At 61.4% G+C, this 24,867-nt stretch carries 24 protein-coding genes and 1 pseudogene; 12 read left to right on the top strand and 13 right to left on the bottom strand.

Annotation, left to right across the window (positions count from 1 at the left end; all coding sequences use genetic code 11):
- Window position 1: 1 nt before the first annotated feature.
- The gene (locus ACVWVP_RS22840; protein ID WP_457408171.1) at window positions 2–697 is read right to left on the bottom strand and encodes a glutathione S-transferase N-terminal domain-containing protein; all 696 of its coding nucleotides are present in this window, start codon (window positions 695–697) and stop codon (window positions 2–4) included.
- A gap of 809 nt (window positions 698–1,506) precedes the next feature.
- On the opposite strand from ACVWVP_RS22840, the gene ACVWVP_RS22835 reads away from it, so the two are divergent.
- Both ACVWVP_RS22835 and ACVWVP_RS22830 read left to right on the top strand, forming a co-directional pair.
- A complete protein-coding gene (locus ACVWVP_RS22835) occupies window positions 1,507–2,208 on the top strand; it encodes a histidine phosphatase family protein (RefSeq protein ID WP_178925607.1) in 702 nt (233 codons plus the stop codon).
- A gap of 206 nt (window positions 2,209–2,414) precedes the next feature.
- Window positions 2,415–4,844, top strand: coding sequence for an Ig-like domain-containing protein (locus ACVWVP_RS22830; protein ID WP_457408169.1), 2,430 nt, complete (start codon window positions 2,415–2,417; stop codon window positions 4,842–4,844).
- A gap of 96 nt (window positions 4,845–4,940) precedes the next feature.
- Here ACVWVP_RS22830 and ACVWVP_RS22825 read toward each other — a convergent pair whose 3' ends face one another.
- On the bottom strand, window positions 4,941–5,690 hold the full coding sequence (locus ACVWVP_RS22825) for a TerC family protein (protein ID WP_178925605.1): 750 nt from the start codon (window positions 5,688–5,690) through the stop codon (window positions 4,941–4,943).
- A 31-nt stretch (window positions 5,691–5,721) separates the two neighbouring features.
- Window positions 5,722–5,967, bottom strand: coding sequence for a hypothetical protein (locus ACVWVP_RS22820; protein WP_178925604.1), 246 nt, complete (start codon window positions 5,965–5,967; stop codon window positions 5,722–5,724).
- 134 nt (window positions 5,968–6,101) lie between these two features.
- On the opposite strand from ACVWVP_RS22820, the gene nhaR reads away from it, so the two are divergent.
- Window positions 6,102–7,004: a transcriptional activator NhaR gene (gene nhaR / locus ACVWVP_RS22815; RefSeq protein WP_457408343.1), complete on the top strand. Its 903-nt coding sequence runs from the start codon at window positions 6,102–6,104 to the stop codon at window positions 7,002–7,004.
- 4 nt (window positions 7,005–7,008) lie between these two features.
- Here nhaR and ACVWVP_RS22810 read toward each other — a convergent pair whose 3' ends face one another.
- Window positions 7,009–8,166, bottom strand: a complete 1,158-nt coding sequence (locus ACVWVP_RS22810) for an MFS transporter (RefSeq protein ID WP_178925603.1) — start codon at window positions 8,164–8,166, stop codon at window positions 7,009–7,011.
- A gap of 158 nt (window positions 8,167–8,324) precedes the next feature.
- Window positions 8,325–8,834 (bottom strand): DUF1993 domain-containing protein, encoded by a 510-nt coding sequence (locus tag ACVWVP_RS22805; RefSeq protein WP_178925602.1) that lies wholly within the window; start codon window positions 8,832–8,834, stop codon window positions 8,325–8,327.
- A 116-nt stretch (window positions 8,835–8,950) separates the two neighbouring features.
- Here ACVWVP_RS22805 and ACVWVP_RS22800 point away from each other — a divergent pair, with 116 nt between their 5' ends.
- Window positions 8,951–9,598, top strand: coding sequence for a YceH family protein (locus ACVWVP_RS22800; protein WP_178925601.1), 648 nt, complete (start codon window positions 8,951–8,953; stop codon window positions 9,596–9,598).
- Between the two features lie 119 nt (window positions 9,599–9,717).
- Here ACVWVP_RS22800 and ACVWVP_RS22795 read toward each other — a convergent pair whose 3' ends face one another.
- Window positions 9,718–10,536 carry a shikimate 5-dehydrogenase gene (locus tag ACVWVP_RS22795; protein ID WP_178925600.1) on the bottom strand — a complete coding sequence of 273 codons (819 nt, stop codon included), beginning with the start codon at window positions 10,534–10,536 and terminating at the stop codon, window positions 9,718–9,720.
- Between the two features lie 156 nt (window positions 10,537–10,692).
- Between ACVWVP_RS22795 and ACVWVP_RS22790 the strand changes: the two genes are divergently transcribed.
- From ACVWVP_RS22790 to ACVWVP_RS22780, 3 genes are all read left to right on the top strand, one after another.
- Window positions 10,693–11,046 carry a hypothetical protein gene (locus ACVWVP_RS22790; RefSeq protein WP_078741781.1) on the top strand — a complete coding sequence of 118 codons (354 nt, stop codon included), beginning with the start codon at window positions 10,693–10,695 and terminating at the stop codon, window positions 11,044–11,046.
- Between the two features lie 235 nt (window positions 11,047–11,281).
- Window positions 11,282–11,476 carry a hypothetical protein gene (locus ACVWVP_RS22785; RefSeq protein ID WP_145163363.1) on the top strand — a complete coding sequence of 65 codons (195 nt, stop codon included), beginning with the start codon at window positions 11,282–11,284 and terminating at the stop codon, window positions 11,474–11,476.
- 91 nt (window positions 11,477–11,567) lie between these two features.
- Window positions 11,568–11,750: a hypothetical protein gene (locus ACVWVP_RS22780; RefSeq protein ID WP_457408165.1), complete on the top strand. Its 183-nt coding sequence runs from the start codon at window positions 11,568–11,570 to the stop codon at window positions 11,748–11,750.
- Between the two features lie 3 nt (window positions 11,751–11,753).
- Here the strand turns inward: ACVWVP_RS22780 and ACVWVP_RS22775 are convergent, their stop codons facing one another.
- Window positions 11,754–12,821, bottom strand: coding sequence for an AI-2E family transporter (locus ACVWVP_RS22775; protein ID WP_178925599.1), 1,068 nt, complete (start codon window positions 12,819–12,821; stop codon window positions 11,754–11,756).
- Between the two features lie 207 nt (window positions 12,822–13,028).
- On the opposite strand from ACVWVP_RS22775, the gene ACVWVP_RS22770 reads away from it, so the two are divergent.
- Genes ACVWVP_RS22770 through ACVWVP_RS22760 form a run of 3 tightly spaced genes read left to right on the top strand, consistent with a single transcriptional unit; the run spans window position 13,029 to window position 16,956 of the window.
- On the top strand, window positions 13,029–14,198 hold the full coding sequence (locus ACVWVP_RS22770; RefSeq protein ID WP_457408162.1) for an aromatic ring-hydroxylating oxygenase subunit alpha: 1,170 nt from the start codon (window positions 13,029–13,031) through the stop codon (window positions 14,196–14,198).
- Window positions 14,199–14,226: 28 nt separating this feature from the next.
- Window positions 14,227–15,888, top strand: coding sequence for a choline dehydrogenase (locus ACVWVP_RS22765; RefSeq protein WP_457408160.1), 1,662 nt, complete (start codon window positions 14,227–14,229; stop codon window positions 15,886–15,888).
- A gap of 9 nt (window positions 15,889–15,897) precedes the next feature.
- Window positions 15,898–16,956, top strand: a complete 1,059-nt coding sequence (locus ACVWVP_RS22760; RefSeq protein ID WP_457408157.1) for a GlxA family transcriptional regulator — start codon at window positions 15,898–15,900, stop codon at window positions 16,954–16,956.
- A 2-nt stretch (window positions 16,957–16,958) separates the two neighbouring features.
- Here the strand turns inward: ACVWVP_RS22760 and ACVWVP_RS22755 are convergent, their stop codons facing one another.
- Entirely contained in the window at window positions 16,959–17,687 is a 729-nt protein-coding gene (locus ACVWVP_RS22755; RefSeq protein WP_457408154.1) for a class II aldolase and adducin N-terminal domain-containing protein, read from the bottom strand.
- A gap of 267 nt (window positions 17,688–17,954) precedes the next feature.
- On the opposite strand from ACVWVP_RS22755, the gene ACVWVP_RS22750 reads away from it, so the two are divergent.
- On the top strand, window positions 17,955–18,890 hold the full coding sequence (locus tag ACVWVP_RS22750) for a choline ABC transporter substrate-binding protein (protein WP_457408153.1): 936 nt from the start codon (window positions 17,955–17,957) through the stop codon (window positions 18,888–18,890).
- A 97-nt stretch (window positions 18,891–18,987) separates the two neighbouring features.
- Window positions 18,988–20,301, top strand: a complete 1,314-nt coding sequence (gene trhP, locus ACVWVP_RS22745; protein ID WP_457408151.1) for a prephenate-dependent tRNA uridine(34) hydroxylase TrhP — start codon at window positions 18,988–18,990, stop codon at window positions 20,299–20,301.
- Here the strand turns inward: trhP and ACVWVP_RS22740 are convergent.
- The 5 genes and pseudogenes from ACVWVP_RS22740 to ACVWVP_RS22720 form a co-directional block, all read right to left on the bottom strand.
- A complete protein-coding gene (locus ACVWVP_RS22740) occupies window positions 20,298–21,500 on the bottom strand; it encodes a pyridoxal phosphate-dependent aminotransferase (RefSeq protein ID WP_457408149.1) in 1,203 nt (400 codons plus the stop codon). The genes trhP and ACVWVP_RS22740 overlap by 4 nt on opposite strands.
- Window positions 21,497–22,156, bottom strand: coding sequence for an RraA family protein (locus ACVWVP_RS22735; protein ID WP_259174423.1), 660 nt, complete (start codon window positions 22,154–22,156; stop codon window positions 21,497–21,499). The genes ACVWVP_RS22740 and ACVWVP_RS22735 overlap by 4 nt, the downstream gene beginning before the upstream one ends.
- On the bottom strand, window positions 22,153–22,821 hold the full coding sequence (locus tag ACVWVP_RS22730; RefSeq protein ID WP_457408147.1) for an RraA family protein: 669 nt from the start codon (window positions 22,819–22,821) through the stop codon (window positions 22,153–22,155). Before ACVWVP_RS22730 ends, ACVWVP_RS22735 begins: the two co-directional genes overlap by 4 nt.
- 102 nt (window positions 22,822–22,923) lie before the next feature.
- Window positions 22,924–23,679 (bottom strand): methyl-accepting chemotaxis protein, encoded by a 756-nt coding sequence (locus ACVWVP_RS22725; protein WP_371319373.1) that lies wholly within the window; start codon window positions 23,677–23,679, stop codon window positions 22,924–22,926.
- Between the two features lie 102 nt (window positions 23,680–23,781).
- Window positions 23,782–24,603, bottom strand: a pseudogene (locus ACVWVP_RS22720) (cache domain-containing protein); the annotation flags it as partial.
- Between the last annotated feature and the right edge of the window lie 264 nt (window positions 24,604–24,867).

The raw sequence follows: 24,867 nt of genomic DNA, 5'->3' as shown, positions 1-24,867 counted from the left end.
GTCAGCTCGGGATGTTCAGGCCACGGATCACGGCCGGACGTGCGACAAAACCGTCCAGCGCGCGCAGCACATTGGGGAAATCAGCGATGCCCACCAGGTCACCGGATTCATAGAAACCGATCAGGTTGCGAATCCAAGGGAAGGTGGCGATATCCGCGATGCTGTAGTCATCACCCATGATCCAGGTGCGGCCCAGCAGGCGTTTTTCCAGCACATCCAGCAGGCGCCGGGATTCGGCGGCATAGCGGTCGCGGGGACGCTTGTCTTCGTAGGCCTTGCCGGCAAATTTGTTGAAAAAGCCCAGCTGGCCAAACATCGGGCCGATGCCGCCCATCTGGAACATCAGCCACTGGAGGGTTTCATAGCGGGTAGCCGGGTCTTCGGACAGCAGCCGGCTGGTTTTTTCCGCCAGGTAGATCAGGATCGCGCCGGACTCGAACAGCGCCAACGGCTGGCCGCTCGGGCCATTGGGGTCGATGATCGCCGGGATCTTGTTGTTGGGGTTCAGGGACAGGAACTCGGGTGACAGTTGGTCCTGGGTCTCGAAACTGACTTTGTGCGCTTCATAGGGCAGGCCCAGCTCTTCAAGCATGATCGACACCTTGACGCCGTTGGGCGTGGGCAACGAATACAGTTGCAAGCGTTCGGGATGCTGGGCAGGCCATTTTTTAGTAACAGGGAAGCTTGAAAGAGACATGATGGTGAACTCCCTTTAAAAACTGGAATAGTAAGGGTTCACAAGGTAAACAAAATAGATAGAGCGATCTAATTTACTGACTGTGCGGAACAGAAAAAAGGCGCTGAGAGCCCATCCATTGACCAACGGCTGACGCTCAACGCTCTTTTAGGTCTGGCACGACCCGCTACGGGTAGCGCACCAGTTTTTACTCGGATCGCTAGCGCCGGCCAAATGTCGTGACTCGGAAGCAATCGCCGTAGCCGAATTCAGACGGCCGATCTTCACTGCGCACGTTGTAACTACTTCCGTTCCACTCCCGATCGCTCGTAGCGCGCCCACCAGTGCAGGTCCAGAGTATGGGGGTGCGCCTTTTTGACCTAGATGGATCCTCGTTTTCTGACGCTGACATCGTGTTAAAACCGCTGTAGAGGTTGCTTGAAGACGAGCCGATATTCATGTTTTCCATTTCCTTCAATAAAAGTGACGAGGCTCACTGGCTGAACTGAGACGCCATAGCGTGCGCTAAAACGGCTACTCACTTGCCAACCAGTGACAACGACTATGTTGCAAACCCTGAATATCCGTTCCACTGCGTACAAATCACGAAACACACTTCGCATCGCGATGCCGTTTTGCAACATTTGCCAACTATCATTAGGGATAGGTTGGAATAAATATCCTTGCGCATAGAACCAATCGACGTAAAAACACTCCCACCCTCCAAGCTTGACGACCGCACGGCTAGAAAAACAAACCGGCTATCACACAGGAGTGGACCCCCGCATCAGGAGTGCTCGGCCCTAGTTGCATTACTGAAAAGTGGAACCATGAATCTAAAACCTGCCCGAGTTGCACATCATTTCAAGCGTTACACTTATGTCGTCTTACCGTTGCTGCTAATTGCCGGCACCGTTGGGCTGACGCTAGACGCCCGAGAAAGCCGTGCACAAGTCGTAGATGGCGTGCAAACCTTGATCTTCCTGCGTCACGGTGAAAAACCCAGCGGCGGCCTCGGCCAGCTCAACTGCCAGGGGCTGAACCGCGCAATGAACCTGGCCACCGTATTGCCGGAAAAATTCGGCAAGGCCAATTTCGTGTTTGCCGCCAACCCGACGCGCAATGTCGAGGAAGGCGAGAAGGACAATTCGTACAGCTACATTCGCCCACTGATGACCATCAGCCCCAGCGCCATCAAGCTGGGCCTGCCGGTGAACATCAAGTTTTCGGCGAATGACACCAGTGCCCTGGCCGACGAGCTGGTGGAAGACAAGTACCACAACGCAATCATCTACACCGCCTGGTCCCACGGCTACCTGCCGGAACTGATCAACAAGGTGGCCAGTGAAGCCTCGGGGGAAAAGCACACCATTACCCAGGATTGGTCCGGCAGTGACTACGACACGCTTTACGTGCTGACCCTGACCTGGCACAACGGTAAGGCTTCGCTACTCAGCCGCAACTACAAACAGGGGCTGGATGACGGACAAACCACCTGCCCGCCTGCCACACAGGCCAGTGCCGATATCTGACGATCACTGGCAAGGTCCTGGCCTGTTTTTTTTTGAGACCGTTCTTAGAGTTCACAAACCGATAAGTATGCGGAAATGCGCCTGTGACCCCGGGGGGCGGGCACGCGGCATTCTCTATACTTTATTGGAAACAAGACCTTATGGACGCTAAGAAAAAGTACACAGCTGAGCGTGAGGGTTCTCAACGCACTGTGGACTCAGCCTCAATGACGCTGACCTTGCACGGTACGACCAGTGCCCATGCAACCGTCGAAATCTACGACGCCCAGAGCAATCCGGTCGGGACCACGCAGGCCGATGAAAATGGTCGCTGGGCCTACACGACAGAACAGGCCGCCAGCCCGGAGCGGGAGAATTTCAGCATTACTGTAGACGGCCAGATCACCCAGGATTTCTCGATCCGGCTTGATACGCTGTCCTCTGAAACAACGCCGCTTGCTGTTCCAACGGTCGAGACGGGTAGCAATACCCTGGGCGTATCGGCCACTGACAGCCAGGCGGGAGATGCCGGCCCGCAGTTGCAGATTGAACTCAAGCCGCAGGCGGTGGCGGAAAGTATCATCGTAGAACCTGAGATCGCCGTACTTGAGAACGCGACAGCTCTTACATTTGACACCGCTTATGACACCGCCGGGTACGAGACCGGGTTGGTAGAGAGTGGTGCCACGATCGACGATAGCCGCCCCTACCTTTCAGGTAAAAGCGAGGCCATCGGCACCTTTGTCAAAATCTATGACAATGGCGAATACCTGACGTCTGCCTTTGTGGACCTGCAAGGCAACTGGCAGGTTCGCCCGTCCACCGAAAGCGCGCTGCAGCCCGGTGTACATGAGTTGACCGTCGTAGATAGTCTGGGTCAGACATCAGAACCCTTTTTGCTGACCGTCAGCATTCTTGAAGCGTCAACTCCGCTGATCGATTCAGTATTCGATAGTGTCGGCACCCCTGGAGAAATCGCCCCTGGTGCCAGTAGCGATGATACGACTCCCACGTTCCACGGCCGTGGCGAGCCAGGTGCCCAAGTGCTCCTGTACGACGGTGCCTTTATCGTTGGCTCGTCATTTGTTGGCCCGGATGGACGTTTTACGGTTGAGACCGGAACCCCCCTGACGCCGGGTCAGCACACCTTGACGGTAGCCGTGAACCGAATCGCATCACAGCCCTTTACATTCACCGTAGAGGACACAGAGCCAGCCACTCAACCGACAATAAGTTCAGTCATTGATGATTTTGGCAAATTCGGTGAGATCACAAACGGTGGCAGTATCGATGACGCCACACCGACGTTATGGGGTACGGCCGCGCCACATTCTCAAGTGGCTATCTACGATGGCACTACCCGATTGGGTTATGCCCTCACGCGCCCGGATGGCAACTGGCAATTCCAGGCAGCCACTCTGAGCCAAGGCGAACACTCGCTCACTGCCGTGACCAAGACACCTATTGGCACCGAACTGAGCTCTGATACGTTCACCCTGACGATTGGTGCACCGGAATCGGCCAAACCACAGATCGACCAGGCGTTTGACAACTTCGGCAAATACAGTGAGCTGGTCAACGGCAGCCTTACCGATGACGCGACTCCGGCCTTGCGCGGCAAGGCTGACCCCTTTGCCATGGTGCAGATCTACGATGGCAGCCGCCGCATTGGCTACGCCCACAGTAACGCCGACGGCATTTGGGAGTTCCAGGTACCCCCGTTGAATCAAGGCACGCACGTGTTCACTGTGGTGAACGCTGGAGTCAGCTCAGACCCGTTCACCTTGACCATTGGCGCACCGGAATCGACCGCGCCCGTGATCACTTCCGTAGTCGACAATATAGGTACTGTGATCGAGCTTGCGAGCGGCAGCGTGACCAACGACGCACGGCCGACGTTCCATGGCCAAGGCGAACCGCTGACGCTCCTGAAGGTGTATGACAATGGGAAGTTGGTCGACAATGTCACGGTTTTGCAGGATGGCAGCTGGACATACACCAACATCAATAAAAAACTGAGCCCAGGCGAGCATACCTTCACATTTGTCGGGGAAGGCGCCACCTCTGAAGCCTTCGTATTGAATGTGCAGGATGTCCCGCAAACCCCAACGCCTCAAGTTGACAGCGCACTCGACCAAGCCGGCGACTGGACGGGCAGTGTGACAAGTGGCGCGACCATTGACGACTATCGTCCTGTTTTCAGCGGGCAAGCCGAACCGGACTCTGCCGTGTTCGTGTATGACGATCGTCTGTTCATCGGCGCCGCCCGTGCCGGGGAAGACGGCCAATGGACATTCCAACCTTCGGAATTCAGCCCGCTGAGCCCAGGAACGCATACGTTCACTGTCGTCACTGATGGCGTGACCTCAGAACCTTTTGTGTTGCACGTGGAAGCCACCGCGCCAGGGATTGAGACATCAGGCCATGAACGTGAGCCACAACTGCCGCTGCTGTCGGACCTGCTGCAACCCGCTTCCGAACTGTTCGCGGGTGACGCGAGTGTGATCGCGACCGGCGAGGCTGTCCTCGATCTGTCTCTGGCGGGGTTCAACGAAAGCCTGGAACTGGCGCCTGTCACAACAAATGGGGTCAGCGTGTTCTCTCCCGCAGCGCTACCACAACCTTGGGAGCAAGAAACCACCTACCCGTTCGGCTAAACAGCAAACCGGCCGCCTGGGATACGGGCGCCCGCAGCAGACAGTGAAAGGCCAGGTGGGCTCGAATGAACCCACCTGGCCTTTTGCTTTTAGTTGTTACTGGCGGGCGGCGAGCAAACGCTTGTGGCGGTTGCGCCGGGCGATGTTCAGGCATTCGATGGCGGCCGAGAACGCCATGGCGGCATACACGTAGCCTTTAGGCACATGGGCGCCGAAGCCTTCGGCAATCAACGTCATACCGATCATGATCAGGAAGCCCAGGGCCAGCATCACAACGGTCGGGTTGTCGTTGATGAACTTGGCCAACGGCTCGGCCGCCACCAGCATCACGATCACCGACGTCACCACGGCAATGATCATGATCGGCAAGTGCTCGGTCATGCCCACGGCGGTAATGATGCTGTCGATGGAGAACACCAGGTCGAGCAACAGGATCTGCCCGATCGCCGCGGCGAAGCCGATGGCGACCGTGTTGCCGACGCTGGCCTTCTCTTCCGGCTCCGGGTCCATGCTGTGATGGATCTCGGTGGTCGCCTTCCAGACCAGGAACAGGCCACCGGCGATCAGGATCATGTCCTTCCACGAAAACGCCTGGCCGAAGATCTCGAACACCGGCGCTGTCAGCTGCACGATAAACGCGATGGTACTCAGCAGGCCCAGACGCAAGAACAACGCCATGCTGATACCGATGCGCCGGGCCTTGGCCCGATGTTTTTCCGGCAACTTGTTGGTGAGGATCGAGATAAAGATCAGGTTATCGATGCCCAGCACGATTTCCATGACGATCAAGGTGGCCAGTGCAATCCAGGCGGTGGGGCTGGCGGCCAGTTGTAAAAGGTAGTCCATAGGTCAGTCCTGACGTGGTAGTGCTGGGGAATTAGGTTTCTTTGGTGTCGGAAGCGTCTTCGGCTTCTTTTTCCGGTTTTTCAGGCTTGATCAGCCCCTGGGTTGCTTCACTCAACGCCTGTTCGGCAGCCTTGTGGGTATCGTCGATCGCTTGCTTGGCCGACTCGGTCGCCTTGCCCAGCACTTGCTGGGCGCTCTTCTCAACCTGATCGCAGCCACTGACCACTACCAATGAAAGCGCAAGCAACGACGCGGCGCCCAGGGAATTGAGTTTCATGATGTATTCCTCGTTAGAACCCTTGGGCCCAAAAAGTGGCCCCTCGATAGCGAGGCATTCTATGCAGACGAACACTTCAGGAAAATTCGTATTTTTCTCGCGTATACTTCGGTTTTCACGAAGTGACCGCCATTGTGCTCAATTACCGACAACTGCATTACTTCTGGGTCGTGGCCAAGACCGGCAGCATCGTGCGCGCCTGTGAGCAACTGAACCTCACGCCCCAGACCATCAGCGGGCAGATCAGCCTGCTTGAACAGACCTTTGGTGTCGCGCTGTTCCAGCGTGTCGGCCGCCAGCTTGAACTCACGGAAGCCGGGCGCCAGGCCCTGCCCTACGCAGAGCAAATGTTCCAGACCGGCAACGAGCTGGAAGCGATGTTGCGCGCTCAGCCCAATGAACAGCAGATCCTGTTTCGCGTAGGCGTGGCGGATGTGGTGCCCAAATCCATCGTCTACCGGCTGATCGCCCCGACCATGGAGCTCAGTGAACCGATCCGCATCACCTGTCGTGAGGACAAACTCGAACGCTTGTTGGCCGACCTGGCGATCCAGCGCCTGGACCTGGTGATTTCCGACAGTCCCATGCCCTCTCACTTGGACATCAAGGGCTACAGCCAGAAACTGGGGGAATGCGGCATCAGCTTTTTCGCCACTCAGGCGTTGGCTGATCAGTACGGCGGTGATTTCCCACAGTGTCTGCAGGGCGCGCCGCTGTTGATTCCTGGCGCAGAGACGGTTGTGCGCAGTCGTTTGCAGCGCTGGTTTGCGGAACAACAGATCCAGCCGAAGATCATCGGTGAATTCGACGACAGCGCGTTGATGCAGGCTTTCGGCCAATCCGGCAGCGGGATATTCATTGCGCCCAGCGTGATTGCCGATGAGGTGGTGCGCCAATACAGTGTGGCGCTGATTGGCCAGACGGATGCGGTGACCGAGTCGTTCTACGCGATCTCGGTGGAGCGCAAAGTCAAGCACCCGGGCATCGTGGCGATTACCGAAGGTGCTCGACGGGAGTTGTTTACCGCCCTGCCCTGACCGTTCAGGCGCCTGCGGCGTGCGGCTGCTTGACGCTCATCAGCCACAGCGCCAGCAGGATCGACACAAGGATAAACCCGGACGCGGCAAACCCCAGGCTGCCCAAGCCCAACGTGTCGATCACATGCCCACCGACCATGGCACCCAAGCCGATCCCCAGGTTGCCCCCGGCGATGTTCAGCGACGCCGCAAACGCCGGTGCGTGAGGCGCGGCCTTCATCAGCCGCACGTGGCTGACCAGGAACATCGCGGCTTGGGTCACGCCCCACACCGCCATCGCAGCCGCCAGGCCCAGGGTGGAGTGAATCGCTGGCACCAGCGCCACCATGCCGGCAATCATGAACGCGCAGAACACCATGGACGCAATCAACGGATGGCGATCCACTGCCCGACCGCCCAAGGCATTGCCTATCAGCCCGACGGCGCCAAAGCCCATCAGGCACCAGCCCACCAGCGTGCCGTCGAACCCGGCCAGGCGTTCGAGGATGTCCGCCAGGTAGGTATATGCAGTGAACATGCCGCAAAACACTAGGATCGACAGCAGGATGTGCCCCTGCATCAGCGGGCTGCGCAGGATCTTGAACTGCGCGCGCAGGGTCACCTGGTCATTCTTCGGCGTTGTCACCGGCAGGTAGATGAACAGCAGCAAGGCCTTGGCTAACGCCACCACGGCGAGGATGGCAAACGCGGTGCGCCAGCCGAACATGTCGGAAATCAGCGTGCCCACGGGGATGCCGAACACCGTGGCGCAAACGATGCCAAAACCGATCTTCTCGATGGCACGCCCGGCGTATTCGGGGCCGACGATGTCCACCGCCGTTTCACTGGCCAAGGCCCAGAACACCGGCAACCCCAGCGCCGGGATCAACCGCGCCAGGGCCATCACCCAGATATTCGGCGCCAGTGCCGCCACGGTATTGGCTATGCCAAACAGAACCAGGATGACGATAAACAGCCGCTTGCGCTGGAATCGCGCGAAATACGCCGTGAGAAACGGGCCGAATGCCGCCACGGTGAACGCGAACAGCGTCACCAGCAGCCCCGCCTGGGGCACGCTGACGTTCAGGTCGCGGGCAATGGCGGGCAGCAGGCCGACAATCACAAACTCTGTGGTCAGCACGGTAAAGCCGGCAGCTGACAACAACAGGATGGGGAACAACATGAAAACTCCAGAAACGACAACATCAACGACAACCCGAGGGTTCGCTGACAGATAGGGTGATAAAGGGATGTCGAATCTTAACAGAGTGTGTCGAATGCGGCCCATGAAAAAGCCCGGCGGTGCCTGCTGGCACCCACCGGGCTTCAACGTATCAAGGCTTAGAACGCGCCCATGTAGTCGCGCTTGCCCACTTCCACACCGTTGTGACGCAACAGGGCGTACGCGGTGGTGACGTGGAAGAAGAACTGCGGCAGGCCGTAGGTCAGCAGATAGGACTGGCCGCTGAAGCGCTTCTCTTTCGGGGTGCCTGGGCGGGTGATGATTTCGATGCCTTCCTTGCCGTCGATTTGCTCAGGCGAAATGGTGTCGACAAACGCCAGCACCTTGGCGATCAGCGCTTGCAGGTCGGCGAAGGTCACTTCGCTGTCGTCGTATTTAGGCACTTCGATCTCGGCCAGGCGCGCCGAAACGCCCTTGGCGAAGTCGACGGCGATCTGTACCTGGCGCACCAGCTGGAACATGTCCGGGAACAGACGCGCTTGCAGCAAGGCGTTCGGCTCGATGTTCTTGGCGGTGGCGTGGGCTTCGGCTTTGGTCAACACACCGCTCAGGGCGGTGAGCATTTGCTTGAAGACCGGGATGGAAGCGGCGTACAGGGAAATAGTCATGGCAGTCTCATGGGTGATGGCACGGTTTGGACAGGCGACGATTATAGACCGGCCCGTCGCTTGTCTTTTATTTTTTCAGGATTAGGCTAAGCACTTCACTGCATAGGGAAAGCGCGATGACCGCCGAGCACGACACCGACACCCCTGAGCCGCGCCTGAACAGCACGGAAATCCGCATCCTGGGCTGCCTGATCGAGAAACAGGCGACCAATCCGGAAACCTACCCCCTGACCCTCAATGCCCTGGTGCTGGCCTGCAACCAGAAGACCAGCCGCGAGCCCGTGACCAACCTCAGCCAGGGCCAGGTCGGCCAGAGCCTGCGTGCGCTGGAAGGCCAGGGTTTTACCCGCCTGGTGATGGGCAGCCGCGCCGATCGCTGGGAGCATCGCGTGGACAAGGCGCTGGAACTGGTGCCGGCCCAGGTGATCCTGATCGGGCTGCTGTTCCTGCGCGGGCCGCAAACCGTCAACGAACTGCTGACCCGCAGCGGGCGCATGCATGACTTTGAAGATGCCGAGCAGGTGGTGCACCAGCTTGAGCGCTTGATTGCACGCGGGCTGGCGCTGCTGGTGCCACGCCAGGCGGGGCAGCGGGAAGATCGCTACACCCATGCGCTGGGGGATCCGGCGGATATCGAGGCAATTATCGCGGCACGGGGCAATCCGGTGGAGCGCGGGGCTTCGGTTTCCGTGGACCGCATTGAAGAACTGGAAGCGCGGATAGCCGCATTGGAAGAACGCTTGGCCCAATTGGAACAGGCATAACACGGTACAAAATGTGGGAGCGGGCTTGCTCGCGAAAGCAGTGGATCAGTCACATCTATATTGACTGACACTCCGCTTTCGCGAGCAAGCCCGCTCCCACATTGGTTCTATGCAAGGCCTCAGTTTCGGGCAAACGCCACAGCCTTTTCGAACTGCTCCTGCGTCGGCCGCACCCCGGTATACAACACGAACTGCTCCAACGCCTGGATCGCAATCACCTCCAACCCGGTGATCACCCGCTTACCCTGGGCACGACCGCGCACGATCAACGGCGTTTCGGCGGGAATCGCCACCACATCGAACACAGTCTCAGCACGCTCAATCGCATCAGCCTCAAACGCCAAGGCGTCCGCCTCCGGCCCACCGGTCATGCCGATAGGTGTCACGTTGATCAACATCTGCGGGCGCAACTCGCCCAGCTCGGCCTGCCACTCATACCCCAGGTTCTGCGCCAGCGCGCGACCCGCCACTTCATTGCGCGCCACGATCACACCATTGGCATACCCGCCGTCCCGCAAGGCGCTGGCCACGGCCTTGGCCATGCCGCCGCTGCCGCGCAGGGCGAACGTCGACGCCTTGGGCACCGCGTGCGTCTTCAGCAGTTGCTCGATGGCGATGTAGTCAGTGTTGTAGGCCTTGAGGTGGCCGTCGGTGTTGACGATGGTGTTCAGGGAGTCGATGGCCTGGACCGACTCATCCAGTTCGTCCACCAAGGCAATGGCAGCCTCTTTGAACGGCATGGAAACCCCGCAACCACGCACGCCCAGCGCCCGGATACCGCCGATCGCGCCGGGCAAATCCCGGCTGCTGAACGCTTTATAGTAGAAGTTCAGGCCCAGCTGTTCGTACAGGTGGTTATGAAAACGCAAGCCAAAATTCCCGGGACGCGCCGACAATGACATGCACAGTTGGGTGTCTTTGTTGGGGTGCATCTGCATGAATAACTCCTTTGAGTAAGCAAACCGGTACAGACCTTACACAACCTTTACCTATCGGCCGTGCTGTTTTTCAGAAATACGTTGTCTTAAAAGTATCCCCGCGACAATCCTTGAGTCTATTGATTGCAGACCACAAGCGCAGGGGCTAACCGAGGAATGACCATGATTCGTAAAATCCCCAAGATCGCCTTGCTTATCGGCGCACTCGCTATGGCAGGCCAAGCCTCCGCCCACGGTGGTGGCTGGGGTGGCCCGGCCATATTGGGTGGTTTGATCGGCGCAGCCGTTGTCGGCTCCGTGGTGGCCAGCCAGTCCCAGCCGGTCTACGTGCAGCAACCCGTGTATGTGCAGCCGCAACCGGTCTATGCCGCGCCGCCACCGGTCTACTACGCACCGCCACCACCGGTGTATGTGCAACAACAGGTTTACTACCGCCCGGCGCCGGTCTACTACGGCCCACCGCGCGGTTATTACGGCCCTCCCCACGGCTACTATGGTCGCGGCTGGTAATACGTGAGTCGACACGACAGGAACAGGCCTCGCCCACACGCGGGGCCTTTTTTTTGCCTGCAAAGTCCGGATTCATCGTGCCAAGGTCGCTGTCAGAACAATGCCCGGGGCGTATTCGCACATGATTAAGGTCAATGTCTACTTGCCCGGACCCGGCTCGCACTGTCATGTTTGCGTCACGCAACAGTCTCACTATCGACCCTGTCCACCCAATAACAACTAAGGACGACCGACCATGCCCACGCAAAACCCGCACCGCACCGCTGGCCTGTGCACGTCCAGCAAGGTCTACAGTGCCCTGACCGAACTCAAGCACCTTGAAGGCCACCGCAGCGCCAAGTTCCTGGCCCTGCTGGCAGAAAACCTGGTGCACAAGGGCCTGCTCAGTGAACAGGAAGTGGTGATCATGCTCGACCAGGTGGTGGATTGACGCCTGGCGTTGATGTCGACTATCGAGACAGGTGATTTTTCTCCGGAGCCGCAGCCCCGTAAGGTGACCTCCATAACGATTGGAGGTACCTATGCCCACCGCTCACATCATGTCCGTCATCGGCAGCGCCGTCCCCGCCCCTCTCCGGGAGCTTGGGCTACTGGCTTGCTGGTACGTGGTACGCGATGGCGAAACCATCAGCGGCCCACTCACGTCGTTGTCCGCCGCTGAAAAACAGCTGCGAACGGCCTCGAACTTCAGGCTCCACGCCTGAACATCACGGTAACGGCAGCTTGACCCGCGGTTTGCTCTCCACAAACAGCGCCCAGCACGACATGAACAACGCCGCCACCAACGGCCCGATCACAAACCCGTTCAGGCCGAACACCGACAAGCCGCCCAGGGTCGAGATCAGGATCAGGTAGTCCGGCATCTTGGTGTCCTTGCCCACCAGGATCGGGCGCAGCACGTTGTCCACCAGGCCAATCACAAACACCCCGAACAAGCCCAGCACCACCCCCTGCCAGATCGAACCGCTTAACAGGAAGTAAGCGGCCACCGGCCCCCACACAATCCCTGCACCCACAGCAGGCAGCAGCGACAGAAACGCCATCAAGACCGCCCAGAGCAACGCGCTGGGGATGTCCAAAAACCAGAAGATCAAGCCACCCAACGCGCCCTGGGTCACGGCCACCAACACGTTGCCCTTGACCGTGGCCCGCACCACCCGGTTGAACTTGAGCTGCAACCGGCGCTTCTGCGGCTCGGCCAGCGGCACCGCCGTGCGCACTTTGCGCACCAGTTCCGGGCCATCGCGCAGCAGGAAAAACAGCAAGTACAGCATGATGAAAAAGCTCACCAGGAAATCGAACGTGCCCTGGCCAAAGCTGAACGCCTGGGACGCAAAGAACTGGCTGCCTTGCATCGCGCTCTTGACGATCTTCTCCCGCAGGCCCTCCAGGTTGCCCATGCCGAAGCGATCCAGCAGGTGCTGGAAGTACGGCGGCAGGATGTTCTTGAACTGCTCGATATACCCCGCCACGTCCAATTTGCCGCTTTCGATGTTCTTGTAGAGCGTTGCGCCCTCCTGCACCAGCAAGGCACTGGTGATGATCACCGGCAAAATGGCGATCACCAGGCACACCGTCAGGGTGGCCAGTGAGGTCAGGTTGCGGTTCCAGCCGAACTTCATGTGCAGTCGGCGTTGCATCGGCGCAAAGATGATGCCCAGGATCACCGCCCAGAACACCGCGCCGTAGAACGGCAGCAGTATCCAGATAAACGCGATGGTGACCAGGGCCAGCAGCAACAGCAGGGTCTTGAATTGCAGGTTGGTTTGGTTCATGTCCGGTCCATGTCAGAAAAACAGGGTGCGTGTGTGCGCCCTGAGGGTTAGTCCGCTGCAAAACCGGCGAGTGCCCTATTTATCGCGCCTTGATCTTTTTCCAGGGCAACTGGTCGCAATCGATCAATACCAGCTCGCGCCCTCCCCCTAGATTAGCTCCCAGAACACGAAGCCGTGCCGCGCGGCCAGCCCCTGAGGAGATCGCCCATGCAGACGTTCCAGACCCACAAGCACAACAGCCCCGTCGAGGGGTGGGACCACCAGGACCCGGAAGAGGCCTTCACCCTGCCCTCGCGCTACTTTTTCGACGAAACGCTGTTCAAGGCCGAGCGCGACAACATCTTCATGCACGCCTGGCACGTCGCCGGGCACGTCAGCGAGTTCGCCGAGCCGGGCCAGTACGTGGTCACCGACCTGTTCGACCAGAGCGTGGTGGTGGCGCGTAACCGCCAGGGCCAGATCCACGCGTTCCACAACGTCTGCCAGCATCGCGGCAACCGTTTGCTCGAAGACCGCCGTGGCACCACCGGGGGCGTAGTGCGGTGCGCCTACCACTCCTGGTGCTACGAGATGGACGGCACCCTGCGAGGCGCGCCACGTTGCGACAAGATGAAAAACTTCGACCTGCAGCAGTTCAACATCCCGCAGATCCGCACCGAAGAACTGGGCGGCTTCATCTATTTCAACTTCGACCCGGCCGCGCCCTCGCTGCGCGACCTGTTCCCGGGGGCTGATGAAGAAATGCGCCGTGTATTTCCCAACCTGGCGAACATGCGCCTGATCGAGGAACAGGGTGTGATCGTGCCGGCCAACTGGAAAGTGATCATGGACAACTCCATCGAGGGTTATCACTTCAAGCTGTCCGGCCCCTGCCATATCGACCTGGCCAAGCTCATCGACTTCAAGGGCTACCAGCTGACCAAGCGCGACAACTGGTGGACCTACATCGCCCCGGCCAACCTGGCCGTCAGCGAAGCCTACGGTGTGCCGCTGCGCGCCGACATCAACCCGGACGAATGCTTCTTCAATATCGGCATGTGGCCGAACAACACCTTCTATACCTTCCCGTTCTCGGAGTTCCTCGGCTCGTTCATCATGATTCCCCTGGACGCCGAGCGCTCCCTGCTGCGCTTTGGCTACTACTCCAGCAACACCGCCGTCGCCGACGTCAGCACTGCCTGCATGAAATGGATGAACGAGGACCTGGGACCGGAAGACATCGCCCTGAACATCTCCGTGCAAAAGGGCCTGCACTCCCTGGGTTATGACCAGGGTCGCTACATGATCGACGCCCAGCGCAGCAATGAAAGCGAGCACCTGGTGCATCACTTCCATCGCCTGGTGTTCAACGGCATCCACGGCCCGTCTTCGGTCTGACCGCCTTTTGAATGGAGCACCCCAAACCATGGCCGAGCCAGTGTTTGACTACCTGATTGTGGGCGCGGGTTCGGCCGGCTGCGTGCTGGCCAACCGCCTGGGAAGCGACCCCAACATGCGCATCCTGGTGCTGGAAGCCGGGCCGGCGGACAAGAGCTGGACCCTCGATATGCCCTCCGCCGTCGGCATTGTGGTGGGCGGCTCGCGCTACAACTGGCGCTATGAGTCCGAGCCTGAACCCTACCTGGACAACCGCCGCATCAGCACGCCCAGGGGCAGGACGCTGGGCGGCTCATCGTCGATCAACGGCATGGTCTACATGCGCGGCCATGCCCGTGACTACGACGCCTGGGCCGAGCAAGGCTGCACCGGCTGGAGCTACGCCCAGGTACTGCCGTATTTCATCCGCGCCCAGCAGCATCGTGACGGCGGCGATGATTACCGAGGTGCCAACGGTCACCTGCATGTCACCCCCGGCGATACCCGCACGCCACTGTGCGCAGCCTTCATCAAGGCCGGCGCCGAAGCCGGGTATGGCCTGAGCAAGGATTTGAACGGCTATCGCCAGGAAGCCTTTGGCCCGGTGGACCGCACCACCCGCAACGGGCGGCGCTGGAGCACGGCACGAGGCTACTTGGGCGAGGCGTTGGCGCGCGGCAATGTCACGGTGGCCACCAACGCCTTGGCGTTGCGCATCCTGTTTGAAGGCAAGCGAGCGATCGGCGTCGAGTATGAACAGAGCAGCAAGGTCCACCAGGCTTTCGCCGGACGTGAAGTGCTGCTGACCAGCGGCGCCATCAATTCGCCTCAACTGTTGCTGCTCTCCGGTGTCGGCCCGGCCGCCGAACTGCGGGACGTGGGCATCAGCGTGATACATGAGCTGCCAGGAGTGGGCAAACGGCTCAACGATCATCCCGACACCGTCGTGCAGTACCGCTGCAAGCTGCCGGTGTCGCTCTACCCCTGGACCACCGCCCCCGGCAAGTGGTGGATCGGCGCACGCTGGTTCGTCACCCACGACGGACTGGCGGCGAGCAACCACTTCGAGGCGGGCGCGTTCATCAGGTCGCGGGCCGGCGTGGAGCACCCCGACCTGCAATTGACCTTCATGCCCTTGGCCGTACAGCCGGGCAGTGTCGACCTGGTGCAGGGCCATGCATTCCAGGTGCATATCGACCTGATGCGGCCCACGAGCCTGGGCAGTGTGACCCTCCGCAGCGTCGACCCTCGACAACCGCCCCGCATCCTGTTCAATTACCTGCAGACGGAGCAGGATCGAGCTGACATGCGCGCCGGTGCGCGGCTGGTGCGCGAGATCATCGGGCAGCCCGCCATGGCGGCGTTCGCGGGCGAAGAGCTGGTGCCCGGCGCACACGCCCAAAGCGACGCCGAGCTGGACGCCTGGGCCCGACAGGTGACGGAGACCGGTTACCACGCCAGCGGCACCTGCAAGATGGGCCCGGCAGAGGACCCCGAAGCGGTGGTGGACACGCACCTGCGCGTGCATGGCCTCGACAACCTGCGGGTAGTGGACGCCTCGATCATGCCGATTATCGTCAGTGGCAATACCAATGCGCCAACGGTGATGATCGCGGAAAAGGCCAGCGACCTGATTCGTGGACTGGCGCCGCTGCCACCGTCCCAGGCTCCGGCGTGGGTTCATCCGCACTGGCAGACACGGCAACGATAGAGAGGCCTCATGAACCCATCTTCTGAGACACCCACCCGATTCACCTGGCGGCGCGGCGACGTGGCGCCGTTGCGGGTGTCGGTGTTGCTGCTGCCGTCGTTCTCCCATTTTGGCCTGGCCGCCGTGCTCGAACCTCTGGTGATTGCCAATTGGCTGGCCCAGCGGCCGGTGTTCGAGTGGACGCTGCTGTCCCTGGATGGAGCGCCGGTACAAGCCAGCAACGGCCTGTGCACCACCGCCGATGAGGGACTGCATGCCGACCAGGGGTTTGATGTGTGCCTGGTCATCGCCAGTTTCGATGTGCACAAGCACAGCCGCAACCTGGCGCTAAAAAGCTGGTTGCGCAAACAGGCACTGTTCGGCGCAGTGTTGATGGGTGTGGAAACCGGCACCGAACTGCTCGCCGCGGCCGGGGTGCTGGACGGGTACGAAGCCGCCGTGCATTGGGACAACCTGCAGGGTTTCCAGGAAAGCTATCCCCGGGTGAAAGCCAAGCCACAGCTCTACACCCTGGAACGCCAACGCATGACCTGCGCCGGTGCCACGTCCACCCTGGACATGCTGCTGGCCTGGATCGACCAAAGCGTCGACAGCGGCCTGGCGCGGGAAATTGCCATGCACCTGTTGATGGGCCAGGTACGCGCCCCTGCCGCGCCGCAGCTGGAAGGTGGCCAGGCCAGCACCGGCCTGTACGGCAGCAAGATCCGCCGGGCCGTGCAGTTGATGGAAAAAGCCCTGGAGGAGCCGTTGGACTGCGAGGCGATTGCCAGCCAGGTCGGCTTGTCACGCCGGCAGTTGGAGCGCCAGTTCAAGTACCAGACCGGGCTGTCGCCGCTCAAGTACTACATCACCCTGCGCCTCGCCAAGGCCCATAGCCTGTTGCAGCAAACCCGCCTGAGCGTGGCGCAGGTAGCGGCCTGCTCGGGGTTTGGCTCACTGGAGCATTTCTCCCGCACCTACCGCGCCCGCTTCGGCTGCCCGCCCAGTGAAGACCGCAGCCAGGTGCTCAACGCCCCGGTGATGCGCCAGCCCCTGAGCCAGGCCCATCGCCCGGCCGAGGCCGACTGAATTCACAGGCGATAGCCAGGCTCCTCTTCGTCCAGCATGCTCATCAGCGCGTTGAAGTGTTTGTCGGCAAACCCGGGGTAATCCAGCCATTGCCGGCACGTCTTGCGCGCGATGTCATCGCTGGCAATACGCAGCGGCCGGCCGGTGGCGAGCGCCGTGAGGTAGGTCTCGCAGGCCCGTTCAAAGTAATACAGGTCATCGAACGCCTGGGCGACGGTGGGTGCGGCGACCAGCAGGCCGTGGTTGCCCATCAACAGGATCGGCTTGCCCGCGAGCAAATGGCTGACACGCTCGGCCTCATCCCCCAGCCCCATGCCATCGAAGCCGTCATCGATCACCACCCGCTCGAAAAAGCGCATCGCATTCTGCTCGATCGGTGGCAGCCGCGAATCGGCCAGGCAGGCCAGTGCGGTGGCGTACTTGGAATGGGTATGCAGGATGCACCGCGCGTGTGGCTGGTTGCGGTGCAGCGCGCCGTGCAGGGCCATGGCCGTGATGTCCGGCGCGTCCGGGCAGTCGAGGCTGGCCGGGTCATCGGCGTTGACCAGCAGCAAGTCACTGGCCCTGATCCGGGAGAAGTGCTTGCCATAGGGGTTGATCAGGAAGTCCCGACCGTCCCCCGACACCGCCACGCTGAAGTGGTTGGCAATCGATTCATGCAGGTCCAGCCGCGCCGCCCAGCGAAACGCACAGGCCAGGCGCACCCTCAGTTGCTCCACGGATTGATTCATCGCATCCCCCTCGGCTTTTTGCCCAGTGTAGGGCCGCACCAACGCCGCACTTGACGGGAAACGACATTCTTCAGTAGTGAGCGAGCTCGCCTCGCGCCAGCCCGACCGCGGTGTACCTGCTGTACCGAATGCGCCTGGACGGGGGGCCGGCGCGAGGCAATAGCGCAACACGACAAAAGCGGCGTGTGATGCCGCGTTTGATCAAGAGCCGCCTTGCCAGCAGCGCATAGTGAGCGCTGCCGACGTCTACCGTTGAGGAGTTGCCCCATGAAAGCCATGCTCTTGCTCGCGTCGTTAACCTTGCCCCTGATCGCCCAGGCCGCCGAACCTGAGTCCTGCGCCACCGTGCGTTTCTCGGACGTCGGCTGGACCGACATCACCGTCACCACCGCCATCACCAGCGAGGTGCTCGAGTCCCTTGGCTACACCACCCGGGTCACCCTGCTGTCGATCCCGGTCACCTATCGCGCCCTGGCCTCGGGCAAGGACCTGGACGTCTTCCTCGGCAACTGGATGCCCACCACCGAGAACGACATCAAGCCGTACCGCGACGCCGGCACGGTGGAAACCGTGCGCGCCAACCTGCACGGTGCCAAATACACACTGGCGGTGCCCGATTATGTGTACGACGCCGGGCTGCATGACTTTGCCGACATCGCCAAATTCAAAGACAACCTCAACGGCCAGCTCTACGGGATCGAGCCCGGCAACGACGGCAACCGCCTGATCCAGACCATGATCGACAAGAACGCCTTCGGCCTGAAGGACTTCAAGCTCGTCGAGTCCAGCGAGGCGGCGATGCTCTCGCAACTCAAACGCGCCACCCGCAAGAATGAATGGATGGTGTTCCTGGGTTGGGAACCGCACCCGATGAACACCCGCAACAAGATGAAATACCTCACCGGCGGCGATGATTACTTCGGCCCCAACCTCGGCCAGGCCACGGTGTACACCAACGTGCGCAAGAATTACCTCACCGAGTGCAGCAATGTCGGCAAGCTGTTGCAGAACCTGGCGTTCAGCCTGGCCATGGAAAACCAATTGATGGATGCGGTGCTCAATCAGAACCAGAAGCCCCGGGCCGCCGCCAAGGCCTGGCTCAAGGCCCACCCTGACGTTCTGCAAACCTGGTTGGCAGGTGTCAGCAGCCGCGATGGCCGCGATGCAATGACCGTGGCCAGCGCCCACCTGGCACACCCGTAACACCCATTCATGCCAAGGACGGCAGCCCTTATAGACCTGGATCAATAAACCGACGATGAAGCTCGGCTACCTTCGCGACCTTTTGCGACCCGAGCCCATGCCCCCCATCCTCGCCCCCGAACTGCTCGCCCCTGCCGGCACCCTGAAAAACATGCGCTACGCCTTCGCCTACGGGGCCGATGCGGTCTACGCCGGCCAGCCGCGCTACAGCCTGCGGGTGCGCAACAACGAGTTCGACCACGCCAACCTAGCGCTCGGCATCCAGGAAGCCCATGTGCTGGGCAAGCGTTTCTACGTGGTGGTGAACATCGCGCCGCACAACGCCAAGCTGAAGACCTTTCTCAAGGACCTGGCGCCGGTGATCGCCATGGGCCCGGACGCGCTGATCATGTCCGACCCGGGGCTGATCATGCTGGTGCGCCGCCACTTCCCGCAGATGCCGATTCACTTGTCGGTGCAGGCCAACACGGTGAACTGGGCCAGCGTGGAGTTCTGGCAGCAGCAAGGGATCTGCCGGGTGATCCTGTCGCGGGAATTGTCACTGGAAGAGATCGGCGAAATCCGCCAGCAGGTGCCGGCCATGGAGCTGGAAGTGTTTGTGCACGGTGCGTTGTGCATGGCTTATTCCGGGCGCTGCCTGCTCTCGGGCTACATGAACAAGCGCGACGCCAACCAGGGCACCTGCACCAATGCGTGCCGCTGGGAATACCAGGCCACCCCGGCGGTGGAAAACGCCACCGGGGATATCGTCCAACAGGTCGAGCCGACGCTGGGGATTGGCGCGCCCACCGACCAGGTGTTCCTGTTGCAGGAAGCCAACCGCCCGGACGAACAGATGCCGGCGTTCGAAGACGAACACGGCACCTACATCATGAACGCCAAGGACCTGCGCGCCGTGCAGCATGTGGAACGTCTGACTCACATGGGCGTGCATTCGCTGAAGATCGAAGGCCGCACCAAATCCCACTTCTATTGCGCACGCACCACCCAGGTGTACCGCCGGGCAATTGACGATGCCGTGGCCGGCCGCGCCTTCGACCGCAACCTGATGACCGACCTCGACTCCCTGGCCCAGCGCGGCTACACCGAAGGTTTCCTGCGCCGCCATGTACACGATGAATACCAGAACTACCAGAACGGCAGCTCGGTCTCCGAACGCCAACAGTTCGTCGGCGAGTTGACTGGCGAACGCCGAGGCGAGTTGGCCGAGGTCAAGGTGAAAAACCGCTTCGCCGTGGGCAACCACCTGGAGTTGATGACCCCCACCGGCAACTTCCACTTTGACCTGGCCACGCTGCACAACGCCCAGGGCGAGGCCATCGAGGTGGCGCCGGGAGACGGGCACACGGTGTATGTGCCGCTCCCGACCACGATGGACCTGCGTTTCGGCCTGCTGATGCGCGACCTCTAGCGGGTCGCGGCGCAGAAGCGGTGGATGGCTGCACAAGCCTGGCGCAACGCCTCGTCGTCCAGGGCATAGGCGATGCGCAGGTACGGCGCCAGGCCGAATGCGCTGCCATGCACCACCGCCACATTGGCCTCATCGAGCAAGGCGTGGGCTACGTCTTCGTCGGTCTGCAGCAGCGTGCCGGCCGGCGAGGTGCGCCCCAACAGGCCCGCGCAAGAGGCAAAAGCGTAGAACGCGCCGGACGGGTTCGCGCACGTCAGCCCCGGCGTGGCGTTGAGCAATGACACCACCAGGTCGCGACGGCGCTGAAACACTGCCCGCGAGGCCTGCACAAAATCCTGCGGGCCGCTCAAGGCCGCGATCGCCGCGTGCTGGGAAATCGCACTGGCGCCCGAGGTCTGCTGGCCCTGGAGTTTTTCCATCGCCTCCAGCAACCAGCGCGGGCCGGTGGCAAAGCCGATGCGCCAGCCGGTCATGGCATAGGCCTTGGACACACCGTTCATGGTCAGCACCCGCGGGGCCAGACGCGGCTCGACCTGGGCCAGGGTGTAGAAACGCTGGTTGTCGAACAGCAGGTGTTCGTAAATATCGTCCGCCAGCACCAGCACCTGTGGGTGTTTGAGCAACACCTCGACCAACCCTTGCAGCTCCTGCCGGCTGTACACCGCTCCCGTGGGATTGGACGGCGAGTTGAGGATCAGCCAGCGGGTGTTCGCCGTGATCGCCTCGTCAAGGGCCGCAGGCGTCAGCTTGAAGCCATCCTCCGCACCGCAAGCCAGCACCTTCGCCGTACCGCCGCACAGCTCGACCATCTCCGGGTAGCTGACCCAGTACGGCGCGGGCACGATGACCTCATCGCCTTCATTCAGGGTGGCGGCCAGGGCGTTGTAGATCACGTGCTTGCCGCCGTTGCTGACCAACGTGTCCTGCCAGGTGACGTCCAGGCCGTTTTCGTGGCGGAACTTCTCGGCCACCGCTTCTCGCAACGCACGCACCCCGGCCACCTGGGTATAACGCGTATGGCCGTCGCGGATCGCATCGATGCCCGCCTGGCGGATATGCGCCGGGGTGTCGAAATCCGGCTCGCCAGCGCACAGCGAGATGATCTTCACCCCTTGGGCGCGGCGCTCGGCCACGCGGTCGATGATGCGGTACGTGGCGGACGGCTGGGCCTGGGCCAGGCGCTTGTTCAGAACGGTCACGAAGGCTTCCTCTGCAGGGTGTGATAACCCAGGGATGCACGCGCTTGCTTGAGAGTCTTGCCCGCTTCGATCTGGGCGCGGATCTGCGCTTCCACGGCTTCGATCTGCCGCGCGACCTGCGCCACTTCGGCGGCACGGGCGCGAGGCACCACCAACACGCCATTGGCATCGGCCACCACGATGTCGCGGGCACACACACGGGTCTCGCTGATAGCCACCGGCTGGTTCACCGACAGCACTTCCACGCGGTCCTTGCCGGTGCGCATGTAGCGGCCCCGGGTGAACAGCGGGTAGCCGTCGCCCAAGGCCTTGCTCACGTCGCGGCACACGCCGTCGATCACCGTGGCGGCGATCCCGCGTGCCCCGGCGTACTGGGTCATGATGTCGCCCCACACGGTGCAGTCGGTACGGCCGGCGTTGGCGATCACCACCACGTCACCGGGTTGCACGTCTTCGATAAAGTCCCCCACCGAACCCGGTGGCGTGTTGGCGGGCACGTATTGCACGGTGAATGCCGGGCCCACCACGGTGCCGTGGTAGTTATCCAGCGGCGCGATGCCCAGGCACTGGCCGGGGATGCCGAGCTTGTCCATGGCGTCCGAAACGCCGGGGGTGTCGAGGCCTGCAAACAGGGCGACTAATTGTTGATCGTTCATCGGGCAGGCTCCACGCGGATGGCTTCGAATTGGCTGTCATGCATCACATCGGCGACCGAACGGCCGCTGCGCACGGCATCGACCATGCCGGCTTCACGGGCGGCGATGCGTTCGCCCAGGTCGAGTACCTGCTCAATCACCGCAGCGGGGATGAACACACTGCCGCAGCGGTCGGCGATCACGTAGTCGTCTTCCGACACCGCCACACCGCCGACATTGAGGGTCACGCCGGAATCCACCTGTACCACGCGGTTGCGTGCGCTGATCATGGTCACGCCACGGCCATACACCGGGTAGCCAATGGAGGCGCTGCCGTCGATATCACGGCTGAAACCGTCGATCACCGAGCCGCGGATCTTCTTGGCCACGGCGGCGTTGGCGATGATGTCGCCCCAGCAGGAAATGCCTTCGATGCCGCCGGCAATCACCAGCACGCGGTCGTCGGTGGTAATGGCGTCGATCACCGGCGAGATCAGGTGCACGCTAGGGGCCGCGTCAGTCTTGGGCGCCAGCTTGACCGTGCTGGCCCGGCCCACCACCTTGGGGCAATCCCACAATGGGCGAATGCCAACGACGGCCCCCGGCAGTTGCAGGAAGTCCAGGGCGTCGGAGACGGTGTTGGTGTCGAGTTCAGCCAGGCGCTGAAGCGGGTCGGGAAGCGGCATGAGGTGAGCCCCTGTTGTGGTTGGGGCTCAAGTCTCACTGAGGGGCTGTGATAGGTATATTCGTATTAACGTTAGGCCAACATACGCCAAAGCTATGGCTGATCAGATGCGGAACTGCCCCACCAACTGGCCCAGGCGCTGGCCCAGATCGGCCAGGCTGCGGGAGGTCTGGGCACCCAACTGAGTCTCATCGGCCACGCTGTCCACCGCCACGGCAATCTGGTGCACGCTGCGGTTGATCTCTTCGGCCACGGCAGTCTGTTCTTCGGCGGCGCTGGCGATCTGGGCGTTCATCGAATTGATGGTGCCGATCAGCTGCGCCATGGTGTCCAGGGACGCCCCGGCTTCGTTGGCCTGGGCCGAGGTGCCGTCACCGGCATCGCTGGAACGGCGCATGGCATCCACGGCCGCCTCGGTGCCTTTTTGCAGGCGGTCGATCATGCCCTGGATTTCCTGGGTGCTGGTCTGGGTGCGGCTGGCCAGGGCACGCACTTCGTCGGCCACCACCGCAAACCCGCGCCCGGCCTCCCCTGCCCGCGCGGCTTCAATGGCGGCGTTAAGCGCCAGCAGGTTGGTCTGCTCGGCAATCGAGCGGATCACCCCAAGCACGCTGACAATCGACGACACGTCCTGCTGCAGGCTGTCGAGGGACACGCCGCTGCTGCGGATGTCGTTCACCAGTGCATGGATCTGCGCGATGCTGCCATCCACCACGCGCTTGGCGGCCTGGCCTTCGGCGTCGGTCTGTTGCGCGGCCACGGCGGCGCCTTGGGCACTGCGCGCCACTTCGTGGGCAGCCGACGACATCTGGTTGATCGCGGTGGCGACCTGGTCGGTTTCGTGGCGCTGGCGTTCCATGGCCTGCTCGGAGCGCTGGGCCTGGTCGGATACCTGGCTCACCAGGCCAGTGAGTTGCGAGGTCATCTCGGTGATCTGGCGCACGAGGCCGTGGATCTTGTCGACAAAGCGGTTGAACGCACCGGCCAGGTCGCCCAGTTCATCCTGGCTGGTAATGGCCAGGCGGCGGGTCAGGTCGCCTTCGCCGGCAGCGATGTCGTCGAGGTTGGCTTTCATCAGGTTCAGCGGACGCAAAATGGTGTTGGCCAGCACCATGCCCACGGCGGCAATCACCAGCAGCACCACCACGGCCACGCCGAGGATGCTCAGCAACACGCCTGCCATGCGCTTCTCAACCTTGGCTTCGACCACCGCCACCTGGGCTTCGATGCCGTCGAGGTTCACCGACGTACCAATCACCATGTCCCACTTGGGCAGGTATTCGGTGTAGCCGAGCTTGGGCACCAGTTCGGTCTGCCCGGGCTGGGTCGAGCTGTATTGCAGGTAGTGGGTGCCGTCCTTGCCGACCTTGACCAGGTCGCGGTTGACGTAGACGCCGTTGGGGTCGCGGTTGTCCTTGAAGCTCTTGCCCACGCCGTCGGGGCTGTTGCCCTTGAACAGGCGGATGGTCTCGGAGTCGTAGCCGAAGAAGTAGCCGTCCTTGCCGTAGCTGGTGTTGGACAGCAACTTGACCACCTGCGCCCGCGCGGCGCTGTCACCGGGGGCGGCGGCGTCATAGAGTGGCTTGATGGTGGTCATGGCCACCTCGACATAACTTTGCAGGGTGGCCTTGGCGTCGTTGAGCAGGCGCTGGCGGGTTTCCTCCACCTCATTGCGCGCCTGGCCCTGGAGAATCCACACGGTGGTCAGGCTGATGACCACGGCAAACAGCAACACCGGCACGATAGCCAGGGACAGGACTTTGGCCTTGAGGCTCAGACGCATGGCTTTTCTCTCTTATTAGTGGCGACTATGAGAGGTTAACGGCCAGTGGGTGGATATCTGTAGGGGGTTGGGGTTGGAGGCTGGGTACATCTCCATTTTTTGGTGATGGCTTGTATTGGTTCCGCTCTTACAGCGGGTCACTTTTGGAAAAGAGCCCCAAAAGTAACCAAAAGGGCTCTTGCCCCAACACTCGGCACCTCGCTCACGCTCGGTGTGCCCGTAATCCGACAGTGATTTGGGGGGCCGCCGCCACGCGCCATCCAT

The sequence above is a fragment of the Pseudomonas sp. TE24901 genome, assembly GCF_054058375.1.
This window is presented reverse-complemented; position numbering and strand designations above follow the sequence as displayed.